17 protein-coding genes are annotated in these 18425 nt (G+C 66.0%); 11 read left to right on the forward strand and 6 right to left on the reverse strand.

Going from position 1 to position 18425, the window contains the following annotated elements:
• Window positions 1-76 precede the first annotated feature (76 nt).
• Window positions 77-1075: an OmpA family protein gene (locus ACWV14_RS14020; protein ID WP_454909167.1), complete on the forward strand. Its 999-nt coding sequence runs from the start codon at window positions 77-79 to the stop codon at window positions 1073-1075.
• 13 nt (window positions 1076-1088) lie between these two features.
• Here ACWV14_RS14020 and ACWV14_RS14025 read toward each other — a convergent pair whose 3' ends face one another.
• Window positions 1089-1724, reverse strand: coding sequence for a hypothetical protein (locus ACWV14_RS14025; protein ID WP_454909168.1), 636 nt, complete (start codon window positions 1722-1724; stop codon window positions 1089-1091).
• Between the two features lie 50 nt (window positions 1725-1774).
• Window positions 1775-2269, reverse strand: coding sequence for an Lrp/AsnC family transcriptional regulator (locus tag ACWV14_RS14030; RefSeq protein ID WP_172839876.1), 495 nt, complete (start codon window positions 2267-2269; stop codon window positions 1775-1777).
• 65 nt (window positions 2270-2334) lie between these two features.
• Between ACWV14_RS14030 and ilvB the strand changes: the two genes are divergently transcribed.
• Entirely contained in the window at window positions 2335-4113 is a 1779-nt protein-coding gene (ilvB, locus tag ACWV14_RS14035) for a biosynthetic-type acetolactate synthase large subunit (protein ID WP_454909169.1), read from the forward strand.
• A 66-nt stretch (window positions 4114-4179) separates the two neighbouring features.
• Here the strand turns inward: ilvB and ACWV14_RS14040 are convergent, their stop codons facing one another.
• The 3 genes from ACWV14_RS14040 to ACWV14_RS14050 all read right to left on the reverse strand — a co-directional run bounded on the left by ACWV14_RS14040 (window position 4180) and on the right by ACWV14_RS14050 (window position 8118).
• Window positions 4180-5565, reverse strand: coding sequence for an NHL repeat-containing protein (locus ACWV14_RS14040; RefSeq protein WP_454909170.1), 1386 nt, complete (start codon window positions 5563-5565; stop codon window positions 4180-4182).
• A 369-nt stretch (window positions 5566-5934) separates the two neighbouring features.
• The gene (locus ACWV14_RS14045) at window positions 5935-7677 is read right to left on the reverse strand and encodes a hypothetical protein (RefSeq protein ID WP_454909171.1); all 1743 of its coding nucleotides are present in this window, start codon (window positions 7675-7677) and stop codon (window positions 5935-5937) included.
• Window positions 7678-7725: 48 nt separating this feature from the next.
• Complete coding sequence (locus ACWV14_RS14050) at window positions 7726-8118, reverse strand: hypothetical protein (RefSeq protein WP_454909172.1); 393 nt, start codon at window positions 8116-8118, stop codon at window positions 7726-7728.
• A gap of 178 nt (window positions 8119-8296) precedes the next feature.
• Between ACWV14_RS14050 and ACWV14_RS14055 the strand changes: the two genes are divergently transcribed.
• The 9 genes from ACWV14_RS14055 (at window position 8297) to ACWV14_RS14095 (ending at window position 17621) form a co-directional block, all read left to right on the forward strand.
• Complete coding sequence (locus ACWV14_RS14055) at window positions 8297-8680, forward strand: response regulator (RefSeq protein ID WP_454909173.1); 384 nt, start codon at window positions 8297-8299, stop codon at window positions 8678-8680.
• A gap of 87 nt (window positions 8681-8767) precedes the next feature.
• Window positions 8768-9562: an acetoacetate decarboxylase family protein gene (locus tag ACWV14_RS14060; RefSeq protein WP_454909174.1), complete on the forward strand. Its 795-nt coding sequence runs from the start codon at window positions 8768-8770 to the stop codon at window positions 9560-9562.
• 70 nt (window positions 9563-9632) lie between these two features.
• Window positions 9633-10412, forward strand: a complete 780-nt coding sequence (locus ACWV14_RS14065; RefSeq protein WP_454909175.1) for an AraC family transcriptional regulator — start codon at window positions 9633-9635, stop codon at window positions 10410-10412.
• Between the two features lie 46 nt (window positions 10413-10458).
• Window positions 10459-11142, forward strand: coding sequence for a TetR/AcrR family transcriptional regulator (locus tag ACWV14_RS14070; protein WP_454909176.1), 684 nt, complete (start codon window positions 10459-10461; stop codon window positions 11140-11142).
• Complete coding sequence (locus ACWV14_RS14075; RefSeq protein ID WP_454909177.1) at window positions 11139-12851, forward strand: acyl-CoA dehydrogenase family protein; 1713 nt, start codon at window positions 11139-11141, stop codon at window positions 12849-12851. The genes ACWV14_RS14070 and ACWV14_RS14075 overlap by 4 nt, the downstream gene beginning before the upstream one ends.
• A 370-nt stretch (window positions 12852-13221) precedes the next feature.
• Entirely contained in the window at window positions 13222-14118 is an 897-nt protein-coding gene (locus tag ACWV14_RS14080; RefSeq protein WP_454909178.1) for a hypothetical protein, read from the forward strand.
• A 38-nt stretch (window positions 14119-14156) separates the two neighbouring features.
• On the forward strand, window positions 14157-15002 hold the full coding sequence (locus ACWV14_RS14085) for an alpha/beta hydrolase family protein (RefSeq protein WP_454909179.1): 846 nt from the start codon (window positions 14157-14159) through the stop codon (window positions 15000-15002).
• 707 nt (window positions 15003-15709) lie between these two features.
• Window positions 15710-16675 (forward strand): tRNA dihydrouridine(20/20a) synthase DusA, encoded by a 966-nt coding sequence (gene dusA, locus ACWV14_RS14090; RefSeq protein WP_454909180.1) that lies wholly within the window; start codon window positions 15710-15712, stop codon window positions 16673-16675.
• 160 nt (window positions 16676-16835) lie between these two features.
• Complete coding sequence (locus tag ACWV14_RS14095) at window positions 16836-17621, forward strand: IclR family transcriptional regulator (protein ID WP_422086235.1); 786 nt, start codon at window positions 16836-16838, stop codon at window positions 17619-17621.
• Window positions 17622-17736: 115 nt separating this feature from the next.
• On the opposite strand, the gene ACWV14_RS14100 is transcribed toward ACWV14_RS14095, so the two are convergent.
• Window positions 17737-18378, reverse strand: a complete 642-nt coding sequence (locus ACWV14_RS14100; protein ID WP_422086236.1) for a GntR family transcriptional regulator — start codon at window positions 18376-18378, stop codon at window positions 17737-17739.
• Window positions 18379-18425: the final 47 nt, after the last annotated feature.

Genomic DNA, 18425 nt, shown 5'->3' on the forward strand with positions numbered 1-18425 from the left:
ACAGCGGCGGCTTCCCTGCCTAGCATGCAGTGCATCGCCGTTCTTGCCGACGCCTTCGATGACTCAGACTGCTTTCATGGCCCGATTCATGCGCGTCGCCTGCGCGGCATTGCTGTCGTTGCCGGTTGTCGGCGCGTTCGCCGCAGAGCCTGCCAAGGACCATCCGCTGGTCGGCCGCTACGAGGGCGCGGTGCTCGACGGCTACAAGGCCGCCGCGTACGACGAGGTCGGCCTCATCAAGGAGCCGTTCCAGAACTGGGGCGGGGGCAAGCCCGACCTGCTGCAGGTCGAGGGCAAGGTCACGCTCTACCTTTACCGCTTGCCCAAGGAGCGCTCGCTGCTCGAGGTGCAGCGCAACTACGAGTCCAGCCTCAAGGCCAAGGGCTTCGAGGTCCTGTTCACCTGCGGCACGGCCAATGCGTCGTGCTACCGGCCGCGCCCCAACAGCGTGGACACGAACACGCCCTACGACTTTGCGCTGGCCTTCGACAACCCCGAATGGCCGCGCCTGGGCAGCCGGGGCGACTATGCGCGCAACTACTTCGCGGTGAGCGGCCGCTACCTGCTCGCGAAGAAGACCGGACCCACGGGCACCGTGTACGCCAGCATCGCGCTGGCCGAGCACAACGCCGACGTGGGCAACCACGCCTTCGTGCGTGTGGTCGAGACCAAGGCGATGGAGGACAACAAGATCGTCTTCGTCGATGCCACGGCCATGCAGAAGAGCCTGGCGGAGACGGGGCGCATCAACCTCTACGGCATCCTGTTCGACTTGGACAAGGACATCATCAGGCCCGAGTCGCAGCCCACGCTCGACGAAATGACCAAGCTCATGCGCGCCAACCCGCCGCTGAAGCTCTCGGTGGTGGGCCACACCGATGCGCAGGGAGACGCGAAGCACAACGACGACCTCTCGAAGCGCCGTGCGCTGGCGGTGATCGCGGTTCTGGTGAAAGCCGGTGTGGACCCGCGCCGTTTCACGACCCGTGGTGCGGGCTCGGCCGAGCCGGTGGCGCCGAACGACAGCGAGGCGGGGCGCGCGAAGAACAGGCGGGTCGAACTGATCCGGCTCTGAGCGGCCGGCTTCCTCAGCTCTTGAGCACGGTGAACAGCGTCGCCCAGTTGCCGGGCGCGGTCTCGACCAGCGCGTTCAGGTGCGCCTGCAGCCGCGCGGCCACTTCCTGCAGCGTGGTGCTGCCGGCAACGGGCTCGTCGCCCGCGACCTGGCCGATCCACACGTCGGCGTCCTCGGTGCCGGCTTCTTCCGGCACTTCCCAGCCGCCCGCCGCGCCCAGCAGGTAGCGCAAGTGGTAGGAGAGCCCGAAGCCGGGCTCGGGCGTGCCTTCGCGGCGTACGCGGCCCAGGCTTGCGATGGTGGCAGCGAGCGCGCGGCTGTCGAATGTGCGGCCGGGCTCGTCGCTGCACAGCTCCGAGCCTTCGACGGCATGGCCCACGAGCTGGCTCCAGTAGGCCTCGTCGTGCGTGCCGTCGCGCTGCGTCATGTGGCGGCTGGCAAAGCGGGCCATGAGCGCGGGGTCGGCAATGAGCGGCGACAGCACGAGGTCGCTGCGGAAGTCGAAGCCGAAGAAATACATGGTGCCGTCCAGCCTGATCGCCTCGATGCCGCCCAGGTGCCCGTTGCGGCCCGCCAGGGGAGGCGGCACGGAGGGGCCCGCTTCCTTGGCGGGCGCGGGCGGAGGTTTCTTCTTGAAGAAATCGAACATCCGAAGATCCTTTGGGGGAGTTCCAGTGCCCCGCGATGTTCGCACCTTCTTCAGATGACCGGCACGCTGGTCTCCTTCAGCACGCGCAGCACGAAGTGCGACTTGCTGTGCCGGATACCGGGGATCTTGTAGAGCTTCTCGCGCAGCAGGCGTTCGTAGTCGCGGGTGTCGCGCACGGCGATGCGGATGTAGTAGTCGTAGTCGCCGGAGACCAGGTAGGCCTCCTGGATCTCGGGAATGGTCGCGAGCACGCGGCCGAAGTCGTAGAGGGTTTCATCGGTGTGGCTCTCCAGCGTGACCTGCACGATCACCGAGTCGTGGTAGCCCAGCTTGGCCGGATCGACGTCGACCGTGTAGCGCTTGATGACGCCCGTGGCCTCGAGCTTCTTGATGCGCGTCCAGCAGCTGGTGGGCGACAGGCCGACCTCGTTGCCGATCTCCTGCAGGGTCTTGCGGGAATCCAGCAGCAGCACGCGGAGGATCGCCAGATCGGTCTTGTCGAAAGATCCTTCGTTGTCGCCGATGATTTGCCGATTGATCTTCATGAATCGAGTCCAAAGAGCCAAAAGAAAGAAGCATATTTTGCGCTCAAACCGGAAGAATTGACGGCATGCGACTGCTCGACCTACCCCTCACGCCCTCCCTGTCCCTCCACCCCGAGGCGCCCCCCGTGGTGCGCAACGGTGCCGAAGCCCTGCTCGACACGCTGGTCGAGTGCGGCGTCGACACCATCTTCGGCTACCCCGGCGGCGCGGCGCTGCCGCTGTACGACGCGCTGCATGGCGAGCCGCGGCTGCGCCATGTGCTGGTGCGCCACGAGCAGGCGGCGGTGCACGCGGCCGAAGGCTATGCGCGCAGCACCGGCCGGGTGGGCGTGGTGCTGGTCACCTCCGGCCCCGGCGTGGGCAACACCATCACCGGGCTGCTGGACGCCATGAGCGACTCGGTGCCGGTGTTGTGCATCAGCGGGCAGGTGGCGACCGCGGTGATCGGCACGCAGGCTTTCCAGGAAAGCGACGCGCTGGGCATGTCGCGCTCGGTGACCAAGTGGAACCGCCAGGTGCGCTCGGCGGACGACGTGCCTTCGCTGGTGCGGCGCGCACTCGAGATCGCCACCACCGGCCGCCCCGGCCCAGTGCTGCTCGACGTGCCGAAGGACATCCAGCTCAACCGCCTGAGCCATTCCCCCGAACCGGCGCCGCTGCGCGCGCTGCGCACCAGCCGCGCCGCGATGCCGCCCAAGGCCATGATGCAGCGCGCGGCTGATTTGCTGTCGACGGCGCGCCGGCCGGTCATCTACGGCGGCGGCGGGCTCATCAACTCCGGCCCCGAGGCCTGCGAAGCCTTCACGCGACTGGTGCACCTGCTGCACGCGCCGTGCACGCTCACGCTGATGGGGCTGGGCGCCTTCCCCGCGTCGGACCCCAAGTTCATCGGCATGCTGGGCATGCACGGCATGCTCGAGGCCAACCTTGCGATGCACGAGGCCGACCTGGTGGTGTGCATCGGCGCGCGCTTCGACGACCGGGTCACCGGCAAGCTCGACGAGTTCTGCCCGCATGCACGCAAGATCCATATCGACATCGACCCCGGCAGCATCAACAAGGTGGTGCACGTCGACGTGCCGATGGTGGGCGACTGCGCGGCGATCCTCGAAGGCCTGCTGGCGCTGCTGCCAGAGAGCTTTGCCCCCGAGCGGCTGGCGCCTTGGTGGGCACGCATCGAACGCTGGCGCGCCGAAGACTGCCTGGCCTTCGAGACGCGCGAGGACGCGATCCTGCCGCAGCAGCTGATGTCTTCGCTGAACCGCGCCATTGCCGGGCGCGACGCGATCGTCTCGACCGATGTCGGCCAGCACCAGATGTGGGCCGCGCAATACCTGCGCTTCGACAGCCCGCGCCGCTGGCTTACTTCAGGCGGCGCCGGGACCATGGGCTACGGCCTGCCGGCCGCCATCGGGGCGCAGATCGGCCACCCCGAGGCGCTGACGGTGTGCGTGAGCGGCGATGCGTCGGTGCTCATGAACATCCAGGAGCTGTCTACTGCCGTGCAGCACCGCGTGCCGGTGAAGCTGGTGCTGTGCAACAACGGCTACATGGGCATGGTGCGCCAGTGGCAGGAACTGAACCACGGCAACCGCCTGAGCCACAGCTGGAACGAGGCGCTGCCCGATTTCGTGGCGCTTGCCAAGGCCTTCGGCTGGGGCGCGCGCCGCGTGACCGACCCGGCTGAACTGGAAGAGGCGCTGGCCGAATCCCTGGCGAGCGAGGGGCCGTTCTTCCTCAACGTCGAGGTGGCGGCGCAGGAGAACTGCTTTCCGATGATGCCCGCGGGGCACGGCCACCACCGGGTGATGCTGGCGAAGGACAGGTGGTACGAGGGGGAGTGAGGGCAGTGGCCTGCACGCGCTTCTTGCACGCGGCGACGCGCTCGGCGCACGTCGCCGCAGCGCGCCTCAGGGGGCCTGAACCGGCGTGACCTTGCGGATCAAATTGCCGAAGGTGTCGGCGACATACAGCGTGCCCGCTGCGTTGATCGTGAGCCCTTGGGGCTGATTGAACGTGGCAGCCTTGCCGATGCCGTCTTGCCCACCCTTGATGCCCTCTTTGCCGGCGAGCGTGGAGACCACCCTTGCCGGTGTGATCCTGCGCAACAGGCTGCTCCCGAAATCGGCCACGTAGACATTGCCGTCCGCATCGACAGCGATGCCGCGGGGATCGGAGAAAGTCGCGGAGTCCCCGGGTCCATCGACGGCGCCGGACGCCCCCGTCCCTGCAAATGTCGTGACCACCCCGGCGGGGGTGATCCTGCGAATTCGATTGTTCTCGGAGTCGGCGACGTAGAGGTTGCCTGACGCATCGATGGCAATGTTGTAGCCGCGCCCGAATTTTGCGTCGGTTTTCGTGCCGTCGGCAAAGCCCCGCGGGCTGCTGCCGGCCAGCGTGGTGACATCGCCGGCCGGGGTGATCTTGCGGACGACGGCGCCGCCATACTCCAGAACGTACAGATTGCCGGCAGCATCCGCGGCCACCGACACGGGCGTGTTGAAGGTGGCGTTGGTTCCGTTGCCATCGGTCGTGGTGTTTGTGCCGTTGCCCGCCACCGTCGTCACATCGCCCGTCGGCGTGATCTTGCGGATTCGGTGGCCTTGGGCGTCCGCGACGAAGGCGGTGTCGGTTGCATCCACGGTGAGGCTGGCGAGGTCTTCGAACGATGCGTTGGTGCCGTTGCCGTTCACTGTCGCGAAGTTTCCGTTGCCAGCAAACGTAGTGACGTCGGCCTCGGGCGAAATCTTGCGCACGATATTGTTTCCCCAGTCCCCGATGAGCAGACCACCATCCTTGGTGACGGCGATGCCCCAAGGCAGCAAGAACGATGCGGCGCTACCCTTGCCGTTGGCGGCGCCCGAGGTGCCGGTGCTGCCGGCAAGCGTCTCGACCTTGGCCGCCGCGGCAGAGCAGGCCACCGTCACGTCGCTCACGTCGGCCGAAGCCTTGCCGGTGTCCTTGGTGACGGTGCAGAACTGCCACAGGGGTTGCGTACGGACGCTGACCTTGTAGTCCGAGCCCTCGACCAGGGTCGTTGCAAAGGTGAACTTGCCATCGGCCGACAGCTTGAGGTCGTCGCCGCCATTGTTTTGCAGCACCAGGTGGCCGGCGAGGCCGGTGACCGTGCCGCCAATGGAATGGTTCACGACGGGCGGCACCGTCGCCGGTGCGACCACCGGCAGAAAACCACCGCCGCCACCCCCGCCGCCACCCCCGCCGCACGATGCCACCAACATGACCGCACCGGCCACGGCGCCGATTCGCGCGACCGAGCTTGCTTGACTCAAAAGCATCTTGACCCCTCTTTATGGTTGTATGACTCAACAAAAAGAACCCCACTGCCGACGGGCGTGCAGGGGGTTCTGGATGTCAATTATTGTTAATGGAGGTGTCTGAAGGCATCCCCTGAATTCGGTATTTTTCGCGGTCGGCCATCTCAAACAGAGAGTGCTATGCCCATCGCATCGACGACTTGCCCGAGGGGAGAGGGAGCAAGAAAAGAGGGTGGAAACGCTGCCCGCTCTCGCGCAGCGCATCGAGCGCCCGCCGCTGCGCACGGATCGCCGATGCGGAGGGCAAGCGCTGCGCCGTCGTCACGCAGACGCAACTGGCGCTCGATTCGGCTGCCTGATCTATTGAATGGACGGACGGACCAGCGTTCGTCAGGAGTGCCCGTCCACCCGCATCTGGAACAGGAAGTAGGGCGGAATGCAGGCGCCGCGCCCTTCGGGCTGGCCTTCGGCCTGAGCGCAGATGTAGTCGTCCCGGCAGGGCTGCTGCGCGGAGCAACTGCGCAGGTTGCCGGGGCGCGTGTGTTTGGCCAGGCATTTGCCGAACGGCTTCTTCGCGGCGAGGCAGCTGTTGAAGTCGCTCAGGATGGCGATGCCGCCGCAGGTGCCGTTCGCATCCTTCGGATCGCACGGGCCCGAGCACATGCCGCCCGGGAAGCCGACCGAGGTTTTCTCGCACACGGAGGCCGCGCCTTCGCAGGAGATGCGCGGCAGCTTCTCGGCGCGGTCGAGCCAGGGGTTGGCCGACGGCGTGATGCGCGTGGGCTCGCAGCGGGCGCCGACCGTCACGGGCTCGGCGGCGGTGTTCGCTTCCAGCGGCTCGGCCAGCGGGCGGAACGGATCGGGCCGGGGCGTCGACAGCGAGGCCCGCACATACGCCGTGCGCCGCGCCAGTTCGTCTTGCACATGGGGCGAGTGCGGTACCGCGAGTGCATTGCCGGTGGTGAAGGTGCGCGATGCGCCACGGCGGTCCACGCCCAGCAGGTGAAAGCCGGCCACCGCGCGGCTCTGGTGGCAGCCCATGCAGCTCAGGTCGTCGAGGCGGCGCAGCAGCGCCTGCGGCGATCGCAGCGTGCGGCTGCCGGGCACCGCCTGCCATTCACCGGGCGCGAACACCTGTTCGAAGGGGCGGTTCGCGAGCCGCTCCAGCCCGCGCGGCGCGACCGACACGGCTTCGGTGGCGAGGAACCTGTCGGGAATCTGCAAGGTCGCCTCGTCGAGCGCGCGCAGGTTGTCCGGCTGGCGCAGCCACTGCTGCAGTTCCTTGCGCAGCGGCGCGCTGGCCTTGAGCTTCGCGACATCGGGCGTGTTCTCCAGCGGCTTCACCTCGTAGCGCTTCGTGCCCGCGTTCCAGCGGAAGGCGCGCAGCATGTACTCGGCATGTCCGCCCAGGTCGGGCCGCACCGCCGAGGGCCAACGCACGCTCTGCAGGTTGGTCGTGACCTGCGAGATGCGCGCGTGTTCCAGGCGCTTCGGCGCCAGCGGGCCGTCGGCCGACACCAGCCAGCGGCCCAGCGCTTCGTCGCCGGTCGCGGTCTGCGGCGGCTGCCAGAGGCGGGCCGTGGCCGCGCAGCTGCCGTCGGCGTCGGGTGCGCCGCCGCGCAGCTCGACGTTGACGGTCATCGGCAGGCGCGATTGCATCGCGGCGGTGCGGTAGGCCAGCCGGTACACCAGCCGCGTCTCGCCGCAGGCGCCGTTCTGGAAGGGCCGCCGGTCCATGCGGTTGGCAACGCCGACCAGCTCGAAGAACGCATCGGGGCTCGCCAGCCAGCGCGCGTCGAACAGCCGGTGCGGATAACGCGCAACGCCGACGCCGGCTTGCCGGTCGCGCCGCTGGATGCCGGCGAGACTGTCGCCCAGCGGGCCGGTGATGGCGCGCCACGCGGCTGAACGCGTCAGCGCCTCGTTGGTGACGACGCCGTCGCTCGATGCCGGCGTTGCCGCATCGAACCAGCGCGCGAAGCCGGCACCGGAGCGCTCGGCCGTCCGCAAGGCGGCGGGCGCGGTAACGAGCAGCACCGGCTCGGCGGCATTCGCGGCGCTCGCCACGAAGCTCATTGCTACGCTGAGGACCAGCGCGAGGAGCAAGGGCAGGCGGTGTCTGAGGAATTGCACGCGGGCGATTGTGCCGCGCACGCAGCGCATTGCCGGGCCGCTGCGCAGTCAGTCGGCGATCAATGCCGCGTCGACGCGCCGCACGCGGTGGTCGATGTAGTAGCCGCCGAACTCGGTGTAGCGCAGCACCAGCAGCGAGCATGCGGTGCAGCGGTACACGTTGCAGCGGTTGAACGGAAAGTGCGTCACCGAGATCGGCGCATCGGGCGAGTCGTAGCGCGTGCCGCCGGGGTGCCATTCCTCGAAGGTCGGTTCGTACAGATCGGGGTCGCGCAGCGTGCCGACCTGCTGCATCAAGGCTTCGGGCCAGCGCTCTTCGGTGATGCTTTCCCAGGCGGCAGCGTCCTGAAGGCGACAGGCGCAGGGCGATGCGGCAGGGGTGGATGCAAGGGCGAGTTGCCGCAGTCCGGCGGCGTCGAGGGGAGATGCGGGTGTGTTCATGCGCGTGCCTGTGTGGCAACTGCCGCCAATGGAGCGGGGCTTTGCATGATACGAGGCCGGCCCGCGCCTGTATGGCCGACACGCCGAGTCAGACAAGGCCGCTATCTGGCGTAGATCTCTGCGCCCAAGGGTGCGCACGAACTGCGCTGCGGCGATTTGTCTGGAAAAATGCATTTCAATGACAACAGAACCGCTGCCGACAACACAACAACAAAAGCTCCGGGTGCTCCTGGTCGAGGACGACGCCGACACGCTCGCCACCACCTTGAAGCTGCTCGAGGCCCTGGGGCACTGGGCGACAGGCGTGAAGAGCGCCGAGGCCGCGATCGCGCGTTTCTTCGATGGCGCTTTCGACGTGGTGATGGTGGATATAGGCCTGCCCGCGCTGTCGGGCCACGACCTGGCCGAACGGCTCCTGCATGACCATCAGGTGCCGGTGATCTTCGTGACGGGGCAGGCCGAGCCGGCCACGGCAATGAAGGGCACGGCGTGGCTGCGCAAGCCGTACACGGTCGAGCAGCTGACGCAGACGCTGGAGCGCTCGCTTGCCGAGGTGAGGTAGCGGGCCAGGCGGGCGGGATCACTGGCGTACAAGACGCGGCCGCGAGCGCGGCCTATCGTGCGGCGGTCTTGAACTCGCACGCACCCCATGTCATCGTCTTCCACGCCTTCTTTCACTCCTCCCTTCACTTCTTCCGGCCGCAGCGCGCTCGTGCAGGCGCCGCCCTGGCATTACGCCGGCTGGCTGGTCAACGTCGCATTCGAGTTCGATGCCGCACGCGGCGCAGCGCTGGTGCCTGCGGCGCTCGGCACGGCCACCGGCAAGGGGTGCGTCCACTTCGCCGACTGGCAGTCGTGCGGCGATGACGGGCGCGAGCTGCTGGACCCCGTCTATGCGCAGTACCGCGAGACCATCGTCGTGCTCGAGATCGCCGCCGGGCAGGGCGGCGATGCGCGCTTCTACTGCCCGCTGATCTACGTCGACCAAGACATCTCGCTGCTGCGCGGCTGGCTGCAGGGCTGGCCCAAGAAAATCGGCAGCACCTGGCTCACGCGCAGCATGCCGCTGATCCACCCCGCGGCGGCACCCCTGAGCGCGGCCAGCCGGCTCGGCGCGAGCCTGAGCGTGAAGGAGCGGCGGCTGGTCGATGCCTCGGTCATGCTGTCGGGCGAGAAGGCAGAGCGGCGATTGGGCTTCCTGTCGGCGCCTACCGTGGGTGCCGTCGGCTGGCCCGACCTGACGCAGCCGGGCAGCGTTGCGACGCCGCGCTACTTGCGCGCCGACATCATCGACCGCGTCGAATCGGGCTGGATGGCGGGCAGCGCGAGCCTGCGTTTCCACGCGCATCCGGTGGAAGAGCTCGCGCTGCTCGGGCTGGTGGAGGCGACGGCGGCCAGCGCAGGCTGGACCGGCCTCACGGTGCGCGGTGCGCTGCAGGCATGACGACGCCGGCGGCGCTACCCTTGGCGGGATGAGTTCGCCCGCCACCGCTTCGCATGTCATAGGCCTTCCGATGGAGGACGGCGCGCAGGTCGAGGCGATGTTCGCGGCCGACCCCAAGGCGCACTTCGAACTCCATTGGCATGCCGAGTGGAGCGTGGGCGCCATCCTCGAAGGGCGCTGCGAATTCACCTGCGCAGGCGAGCGGTGCATTGCCGAGGCGGGCGATATGGTGCTGATGGCGCCCTTCATGCTGCACACGGCCGGCGTGAGTGCGCAGGGCTTTCGCATGGTGATGCTGTATGTGCCGCACGCCTGGGTCGGGGCGCGGTTCGGATGGCCTGCTGGACTGCGGGGCGAACTGCTGAAGGGCGTGTGGCAGGACGCCGAGACGGCCGATGCGCTCGCTGCCGCTGCGCTGTCGGAAGACGGCGTTCGGGTCGGGCGGCTGCTGGAGCAGGCCTTGCGCGCACAGACCGGCCGCGAGCTGGTGCCGGTCGAGCGCCGTGCGGGCGACGAACGCGTCGAGGCAATCTGCGCGGCCCTGGAGACCGAAGACGCCTGCCGCATCGATCCTGGCGCGCTGGCGTCGAGGCTAGGCGTGTCACGTGAGCACTTTCATCGCCTGTTCCGCGTCGCCGTGGGTATGGCGCCGGCCCACTATGCGCGGCTTGCCCGCATCGGCCGGGCCAAGGCCCTGCTGCGCGAAGGCAGCGCGCAGGCCGACGTGGCGGCGCAATGCGGCTTCACGGACCAGGCGCATTTCTCGCGGTGGTTCCGCCGCTGCTTCGGCGTGACGCCGGGCAACTACATGGCTCGGGAACCCGGATGCGGGTCTTTACCGATTGAATGAATGAACTCTGATTCACATCATTGGTGAATCCCGGTTCATTTCATTCATGGCCTACAGACAAACCGCCGCCGTCGAAGCCCGCCTGCAGGACAACCGCACGCGCATCCTGCAGGTCGCCCGCGCCCTGGTGAGCGAGGGCGGCTGGAGGGAAGCGCAGGTCGCCAGCGTTGCCGCCGCGGCCGGCATTGCGACCGGCACCGTGTACCGTTACTTCCCCTCGAAGGCCGAGCTTTTCGCCGAAGTGCTCTCCGCCGTGTCGCAACGCGAAGTGGACGTGCTGGCCGACATCGCGGCTGCGGAAGACACGGCCCTGGGCCGCTTGCGCTCTGCTGTGGCGACCTTCGTGCGGCGGGCCATGCGCAATCCGCGCCTGGCTTATGCGCTGATCGCGGAGCCATGCGACAAGGAGATCGACGAGGTCCGGCTGGTGTACCGGGCGGCGATCAGCGAGGTGATACGTGCCATCGTCGCGTCGGGGCAGTCTTCGGGGGAAATGGCGCCCGACATCCAACCCGACATTGCAGCGTCCGTCATCGTGGGCGGGTTCATGGAGGGGCTGATCGGCCCGCTGTCACCGTTGAGCCGCCAGCAGCACCAGGACACCGACGGCTACCAACGCGAAGTGGCCATGCTGGCGGACCAGATCGCGAGGCTGGCCTGCGCCAGTGTGGCTGTTCCTTCCCCCGCTTCTGTCGCCACGGTTCGGAAACTCTCACGGAGACCCTCATGAACAAGCCCCTTGCCGCGGAAATCCTCGAAGCGCCCGCGGATCGCTACAGCACGCACGAAGTCCTCAATCAGGCGCTGCCGGCCAGCGGCTTCAATGCCTTCAGCGGTGATGCCGTGCTGCGGGCGGCCATCGCGCGTGAGGCGCCGTGGGCCGCATCGCGCTGCGAAGCACTGGGCGCTGTCGCCGGCGACGAGGACGTGCAGGAACTGGCACGCCTGGCAAATCGCCACATCCCCGAGCTCAAGACGCACGACCGCTTCGGCAACCGCATCGACTGGGTCGACTTTCATCCGAGCTGGCACGAGCTGATGGCTCTCGCATGGAAGCATGAAGTGCCCAACCTCACCTGGCGCACAAAGGAGAAGAACGGCCACTTCGCACGCGCGGTGCTGTCGTACCTGTGGAACCAGGTCGAGCACGGAACCGCCTGCCCGACGGGCATGGCGTATGCCTCGCACGCCGGCTTCGAAGCCGAGCCTGCGCTTGCGATCTGGGCGGAAAAATCAAAGGGCACGGCCTACGAGTTCAGCCGCAAGGAAGTGGGCGACAAGCCTTCGGTGGTAGTGGGCTATGCCATGACGGAGAAACAAGGCGGCTCCGACCTGCGCCAGACGCAGACCACGGCACGCTACTCGCACACGAGCGACTATCACGGCGCCACGGCGCACTGGTACGAACTGACCGGCCACAAGTGGTTCTGCTCCGTGCCCCAGTCCGACGGCTTCTTCACGCTGGCCAAGGTCGACGGCGAAGTCACCTGCTTCTTCCTGCCGCGCACGCTGCCCGACGGCAGCTACAACCGCTTCTTCGTGCAGCGCCTCAAGGACAAGTGCGGCAACAAGTCGAACGCGTCCAGCGAAGTGGAGTACGCCGGAACGCTCGCTATTCGGGTGGGGGCAGAAGGCAAGGGCATCCGCGAGATCCTTTCGCACGCCCATCTCACCCGCCTGGATTTCGCGGCGGGCTCGGCCGGGCTGATGCGCCAGTGCTTGACGCTGGCACTGCGCCACACCACCACCCGTGGCGCCTTCGGCTCTTCGATTGCCGATCGCCCGATGATGGTCAATGTGCTGGCCGACATGGCCGTGGAGGTCGAGGCCGCCACGCTGATGGCCCTGCGCGTGGCCAAGGCCACCGACCTGATGAACGCCAGCGAACACGAAAAACTGCTGGCCCGCATCGCCACGCCCGCGGCCAAGTTCTTCAACTGCTCGCGCGCGCCCTCCATTGCCTTCGAAGCCCTGCAGTGCCACGGCGGCAACGGCTTCATCGAAGAGGGGCCGATGGCGCGCGTGTACCGCGAATCCCCGCTCAACAGCGTGTGGGAGGGGACCGCCAACATGATGTGCATGGACGTTCGGCGCGCGATGAGCAAGGACCCGCGCACCATCGATGCGTTGTTCGGTGAGCTGAAGCCGTTGGAAGGGCAGGACAGCCGCTTCGATGCACTGGTCAGCCATGCCGAGCGGCTGGTGCGCGCCGCGATCGACGATGAGTTCCTGGCGCGGCCGATGACCGAGGCTGTTGCACGGGCGCTCCAGGGCGCGGAGCTTCTGCGCCACGGCAGCGAGGAGGTTGTGGATGCGTTCATGTGCACGCGCAGCCCCGCTGCTTCGGGCGCATGGGGATCGCACTACGGAACGCTGGGCGGCACGGTCACGCAGGCTGCCGCGCGGAAGATCGTGCATCGCGCGATGGTGGCGGGCTGAGCGGGTAAACCCATCTCGTCGGCTCTGGCAGCCGTCGTTGATTGAGCTCGGCGCAATGATTCATGCAGATGACTGGCGACAACTCAAACCAGTTGCGCCGCACCAACGGTCGGGCAAATCTGCAAAGCCACTATTTCGATACTCAATTGGAATTTTTTGAAAATAAAAGTTCAAAAAAAATTTGAGTGTCTGACCGACGCCTGACCGCAGAAAAAAATATTCCCAGACAGCCAATTTACTGATTCCTTACGATTGGAATCAGATGTTTCCATTACGCAAAAGCTCAGGGAGGGCTGGAAATGGTGCTGGGTTACGGTCAATTTCAAGTCAATGAGGTTCTGCCGGCGAAGCCATTCTTCCTTTCGATTCGATGAATGTGCTGGTGCGGCGCGGCGGCGAGCACTGGGTTTTCTTTCCCCAGTTCCTTGCCGCGGTCGATGGCGTGCGGCAGTACCAGAAGGTCCTCACCGACGACGCTTTCATGTTTGCCGGATGGCTTCCCTATCAGCTCAAGCGCTGGGACATCGCCAGCGACAAGCTGGCTTTCAAAAGACATGCCGAGTCCGCGGGTATCGCGGTGCCATCGTATTCGTCCGTGCGCGACACGTCGCTGCGCGGAGTCATTGTCAAGAAAGCAAGATCTTCTTTCGGCGCGCAGATACGGGGGCCGTTCGGCTACCCCATCGATGCGCCCATCGACGTGGCGTCGGGCGAGTACTACGAGCAGTTTGTCGAAGGCCGGCTTGTCAAGGTCTGGTACTGGAGCGAGGAGCCGGTTTGCGCCGAACTCGACCGCATGCCGAGCGTGGTGGGCGATGGCGTATCGGACATTCGCACCCTGATTCTGGCGCGCGCGGATCAGACGGGCGTGAGCAAACTTGCGGAGCGCGACAAGATCCTGTCGCTCAGCACGCCGCTTCTGCGCCATTTCGGCAAGAGCATGGATTCGGTCCTCGACAAAGGCGTCCGGCAGATTGTCGAATTCCGGTATGGCTCGATGCTCATGCAGCCCACGGACAGGCAGGTGATGCGCATCGACCGTGCATCGAGCCAGGGCTGGATGGCTCCGTTGTGGCCCGTTGGCCTCCGCCTGGTCGAGGCCATTCCGCCGGAGTCCAGGCCCCAAACCTTGTTCACGGTGGATGCCATTCTGGACAAGGAAGAACGGCTCTGGATGCTCGAGATGAACTCGAACCCCACCGTTCATCCGCTCGCATATCCCGCCATCGTTGCGGGTGCAATGCAATCTCAACAAGGACACCCATGAATTTCCGAAGCAGCTTCTTTCTGCGCATCGTGTCGTGCATGGCGGCCGTGCTGCTTGCAGCATTCGCGCCAACACCCGCACTGGCCGACATCACCGTGCAGGAAATCAAGATCCCGATGACGGTGAAGGGCGTGTTCAGCGATTCGCACATCCAGCTGTCCGCCACTGAATACAAGCCCGAAGGGGAGGGGCCGTTTCCGCTCATGCTGATCAACCACGGGACGCCGCGGTCGCCGGACGATTTTCCGAAATGGAAGAACTTCCTTGGCTGGCAAGCGCAGCTCTTTGCGCGGCACGGCTTCGTGGTGATCAATACCTTGCGCCGCGGCTATGGCACCTCCGACGGGCCGTGGGCCGAGAACTACTTCAACTGCGGCAACCCCGACTACATCGGCGCCGGACTCGAAACCGCCAAGGACATCAACGCCACGCTCGAGTACGCCCGCGCGCAACCTTATGTCGATGCGAAGCACGTGGTGCTGGTCGGGCATTCCGCCGGTGGCTTTGGTGTGCTGGCCTTGTCCAGCCAGAACCCGCCAGGCGTCGTCGGCACGATCAGCTTTGCAGGTGGACGCGGCTCACGCGGGCCCGATGATGTCTGCTATGACGGCAAGCTGGTCGCGGCCTTTAGCCACTACGCCAGCACCACCCACGTGCCGATGCTGTGGTTCTATTCGGAGAACGATCACTTCTTCGGCCCCGCGCTTGCGAAGCGCCTGGGTGAGGCCTATCAAGCCAAGGGCGTGGACCTCGACCTGGAAATCGTGCCGCCTTATGGCAACGAGGGGCACAGCTTTTTCCAGGGGCGGGGGAATGTCGGCGTCTGGGCGCCGATGGTGGATGCGTTTTTCAAGAAGATCGGGTTGCAGGAGCGGGTGCAGTAAGCGTGCTTCCAAAACCATCGGCAGACGTGGTGCGATGGCGTTGCCGCGCAGGTTCTGAACGTGCAAAGCTCCGGTGTACTTGTAGGCCTCGTTGAGCGAGCCGGTTTTTGATGGGGGCGCTGGGCGGCATCAGTCAGAAGATGTCCCGTCTCCTCTACGGTATTGACTTCCGTCGGACGGTTGGTCCGTCGGTACACCTGAACCAGTCGCTCACCGTTGCCCACTCCCGCGAGGATGGGCTCCATTGCCGTGCTCATGCGAAGCGAATAGAACTCGTCGTTCTCGCGCTTGGCCGCTTCAAGAACCTCGCTCCACTGCAGTACATGCATGCAATACGCAATGGCTTGAATTGGAAGCCGTGATTCGCCCGACGCTGCACGGACGCGATGCGCCCTTACTTCCTCAGCAAGAAGGCGGCATAACTTAAACCAACCGGCCTCCATGAAAGCCGGGCGATTCACCGTATGGGCAGTGACGCCGTCTTCTGAATCCGGATGCGGGGTGCGCTACGCTCGCATCCGCGCGCTTGCGTTTAATGATGCTGCCCGATGCGGCCCCTCACGTTGGTACACGTCTAATTTGTGCCAAGAATGTACCAGTTGGGCCCTACAAATGGCACCAAACACCGCCGAATGACACCGAAAGAGAACCCCGCTAAGTCCTTGTCAGCGCTTGATTTCCCTCGGAAAGCCAGTGCCACCGAGGCCATGCGCCTGTCCGTTGCCCCGATGATGGACTGGACCGATCGCCATTGCAGGTACCTCCACCGCCTGCTGTCCCGCCACGCGTTGCTCTACACCGAGATGGTGACGACAGGCGCGCTGATTCACGGCGATGTGCCCCGGCACCTTCGCTTCAATGACGAGGAACATCCCGTGGCCCTGCAGCTAGGCGGCAGCGAGCCTGCCGACCTCGCGCATTGCGCCAAGCTGGGCGAAGAGTGGGGCTACGACGAAATCAACCTGAACTGCGGCTGCCCGAGCGAGCGCGTGCAGCGCGGCGCTTTCGGCGCCTGCCTGATGAACGAGCCGCAACTGGTGGCAGATTGCGTGAAGGCGATGGTCGACGTGGTAAGCGTGCCCGTCACGGTCAAGCACCGCATCGGCATCGACAAGATCGAGAGCTATGAGTTCGTGCGCGATTTCGTCGGCCAGGTCAGCGAGGCCGGCTGCCAGACCTTCATCGTGCATGCGCGCAACGCATGGCTGCAGGGCCTGAGCCCGAAGCAGAACCGCGAGATCCCGCCGCTGCGCTACGAGTTGGTGCACCGGCTGAAGCATGAGTTTCCCGAGCTGAATTTCTCGATCAACGGCGGCATCTCGACCAATGCACAGGTGCACGAACACCTGCGGCTGCTCGACGGCGTGATGATCGGGCGCGAGGCCTATCACAACCCTTGGTGGCTCGCCGAATGGGACGCCGAGTTCTACGGCGCCGCGCCACAGACCTTGTCGCGCGAAGAGATCGAGTCGCTGATGTGTGACTACATGGTCCGCGAGGCCGCCGAGCATGGCACGCAGTGGTCGTCTATTGCGCGCCACATGCTGGGTTTGCGCAACGGTCTGCCGGGTGCGCGCCGCTGGCGCCAGGTCTGGAGCGACCATCGGCACAAGACGCTCCCGCCGCACGAGGTGATGGCAATCGCACACGAGCCGATGGTCCAGGCGGCCTGATCCAGGCGCTCTTTCTTCGGCTTCCGGCACGGGTGCTTTCATGCCCGTTTGCCGATGGATGAAACATTGTTCCGAAATTGCTACTTCGTGATAAGTGGCACGTCAACCGTTTTTTGCTGAAAAATGAGGTGTATCAGGGAAATAAGAAGGTTTCGATTCAATGAATGACGCGATTGGCGGCAAAGAAGAAGTGAGCGCGCTCGCTCGCGGCCTGGCTCTCCTCAAGGTCATCGGCATGGCGGCGGCACCCATAGGCAATCGCGAACTGGCAGATACCACGGGAATTCCCAAGGCCACCGTGTCGAGACTCACCGCCACGCTGGTGAGTGCGGGGTATTTGCGACAGTCGCAGGACAACGAGCGCTTCAGCCTTGGGCCGGCTCTGCTGGACATGAGCAGCCGGTACCTGCGGCATTTCGACTTGCGCACGGTGGCGCGGCCGCACCTGTCGGCGCTGGCCGAGGCTGCAGGCGTCAGCGTGCACATCGGAGTACGCGACGAACTCGACATGCTCGTCATCGATTCGCTGCGGCCGCGTTCCGTGGTCATCAGCTCGCGCATCGAGGTGGGTACGCGCATGGCCATTGCCACCTCGGCCGCGGGGCGCGCCTACCTGGCGGCGCTGCCGGAACCGGAGCAGGGCGAGCTGCTGGCGCAGATCCGGATCGAAAGCGGGGAGAGCTGGAACACCATCGAGCCCGGCCTGATGAGCAGCCTCGAAGAGTACGCAAGGACGGGTTACTGCGGCTCCTTCGGCGAGTGGAACCCGCACATCCACGCCATCGGCTTCGCCCTGGAGGGCCCGCGCGGCGAGCGCTACTCCGTGAGTTGCGGCGGGCCTGCCTACCTGTTGCCCAAGGACGCCATGGTGGCGCGCATCGCGCCGCTGCTGCTGGAGACGGCGCAGCGCCTTGCCGGGGAAGCCGGCACGTCGACTCAGGAGTGAAGGGCGCTCGGCCCTGCCTGTCGTTGCGCAGGTTCAGCACGTACCCTTGGCCGCGCACCGCACCGTGTGCAGCAGCTTGAGGCGCGCCGTGGAGATGTTTCTCTTTGGCGCCGCGCTAGTTCGCGGCTTCGAGGCCGTTCTTGAAGTGCTCGCGCATGCGGGCCATGGCCGCCTCGGCATCGCGCGCCTCGATGGCGGCCATCACCGCGCGGTGCTCCGCCAATGATTCCGCGATCCGCCCCGCCTTCAGCAGCGAGTTGCGGCGGTTGAGCTTCATCACCTTGCGCAGGTCGGCCACCATCTGATCGCGCCACTTGTTGTCTGCGATGGCCAGCAGCTGCATGTGGAAGCGCTCGTTTACGGCGAAGAAGTGCTCGCGGTCCTCGGGGGTGGCGGCGGCTTCCAGTTCGGCGTGCAGTGCCTTCAGCTCGGCGCGCTGCGCGTCGGTGGCGCGCTCGGCCACCACGCCGGCGGCATCGCTCTCCAGCAGCGAGAGCAGGTGGTACACGTCGGCCAGATCCTGCTCCGACACCTCGGTCACATAGGCGCCGCGGCGCACTTTCATTGTCACCAGGCCCTCGGCCGCCAGCACCTTCAGCGCCTCGCGCAGAGGGGTTCGGCTGATGCCGTATTCCTCGGCCAGCTTCAGCTCGTCGATCCAGCTGCCGGGCTCCAGCTCGCGGCGGAAGATCCGCTGGCGCAGCAGCTCGGCCACCTCTTCATAGAGGGCGCGGGGAGTAAGGGTGACGGCGGACATGGGCCGCACTGTACTTCAAAATCGGGTTTGAATTAATAATTATGGAT

Source organism: Variovorax durovernensis, from assembly GCF_977011995.1.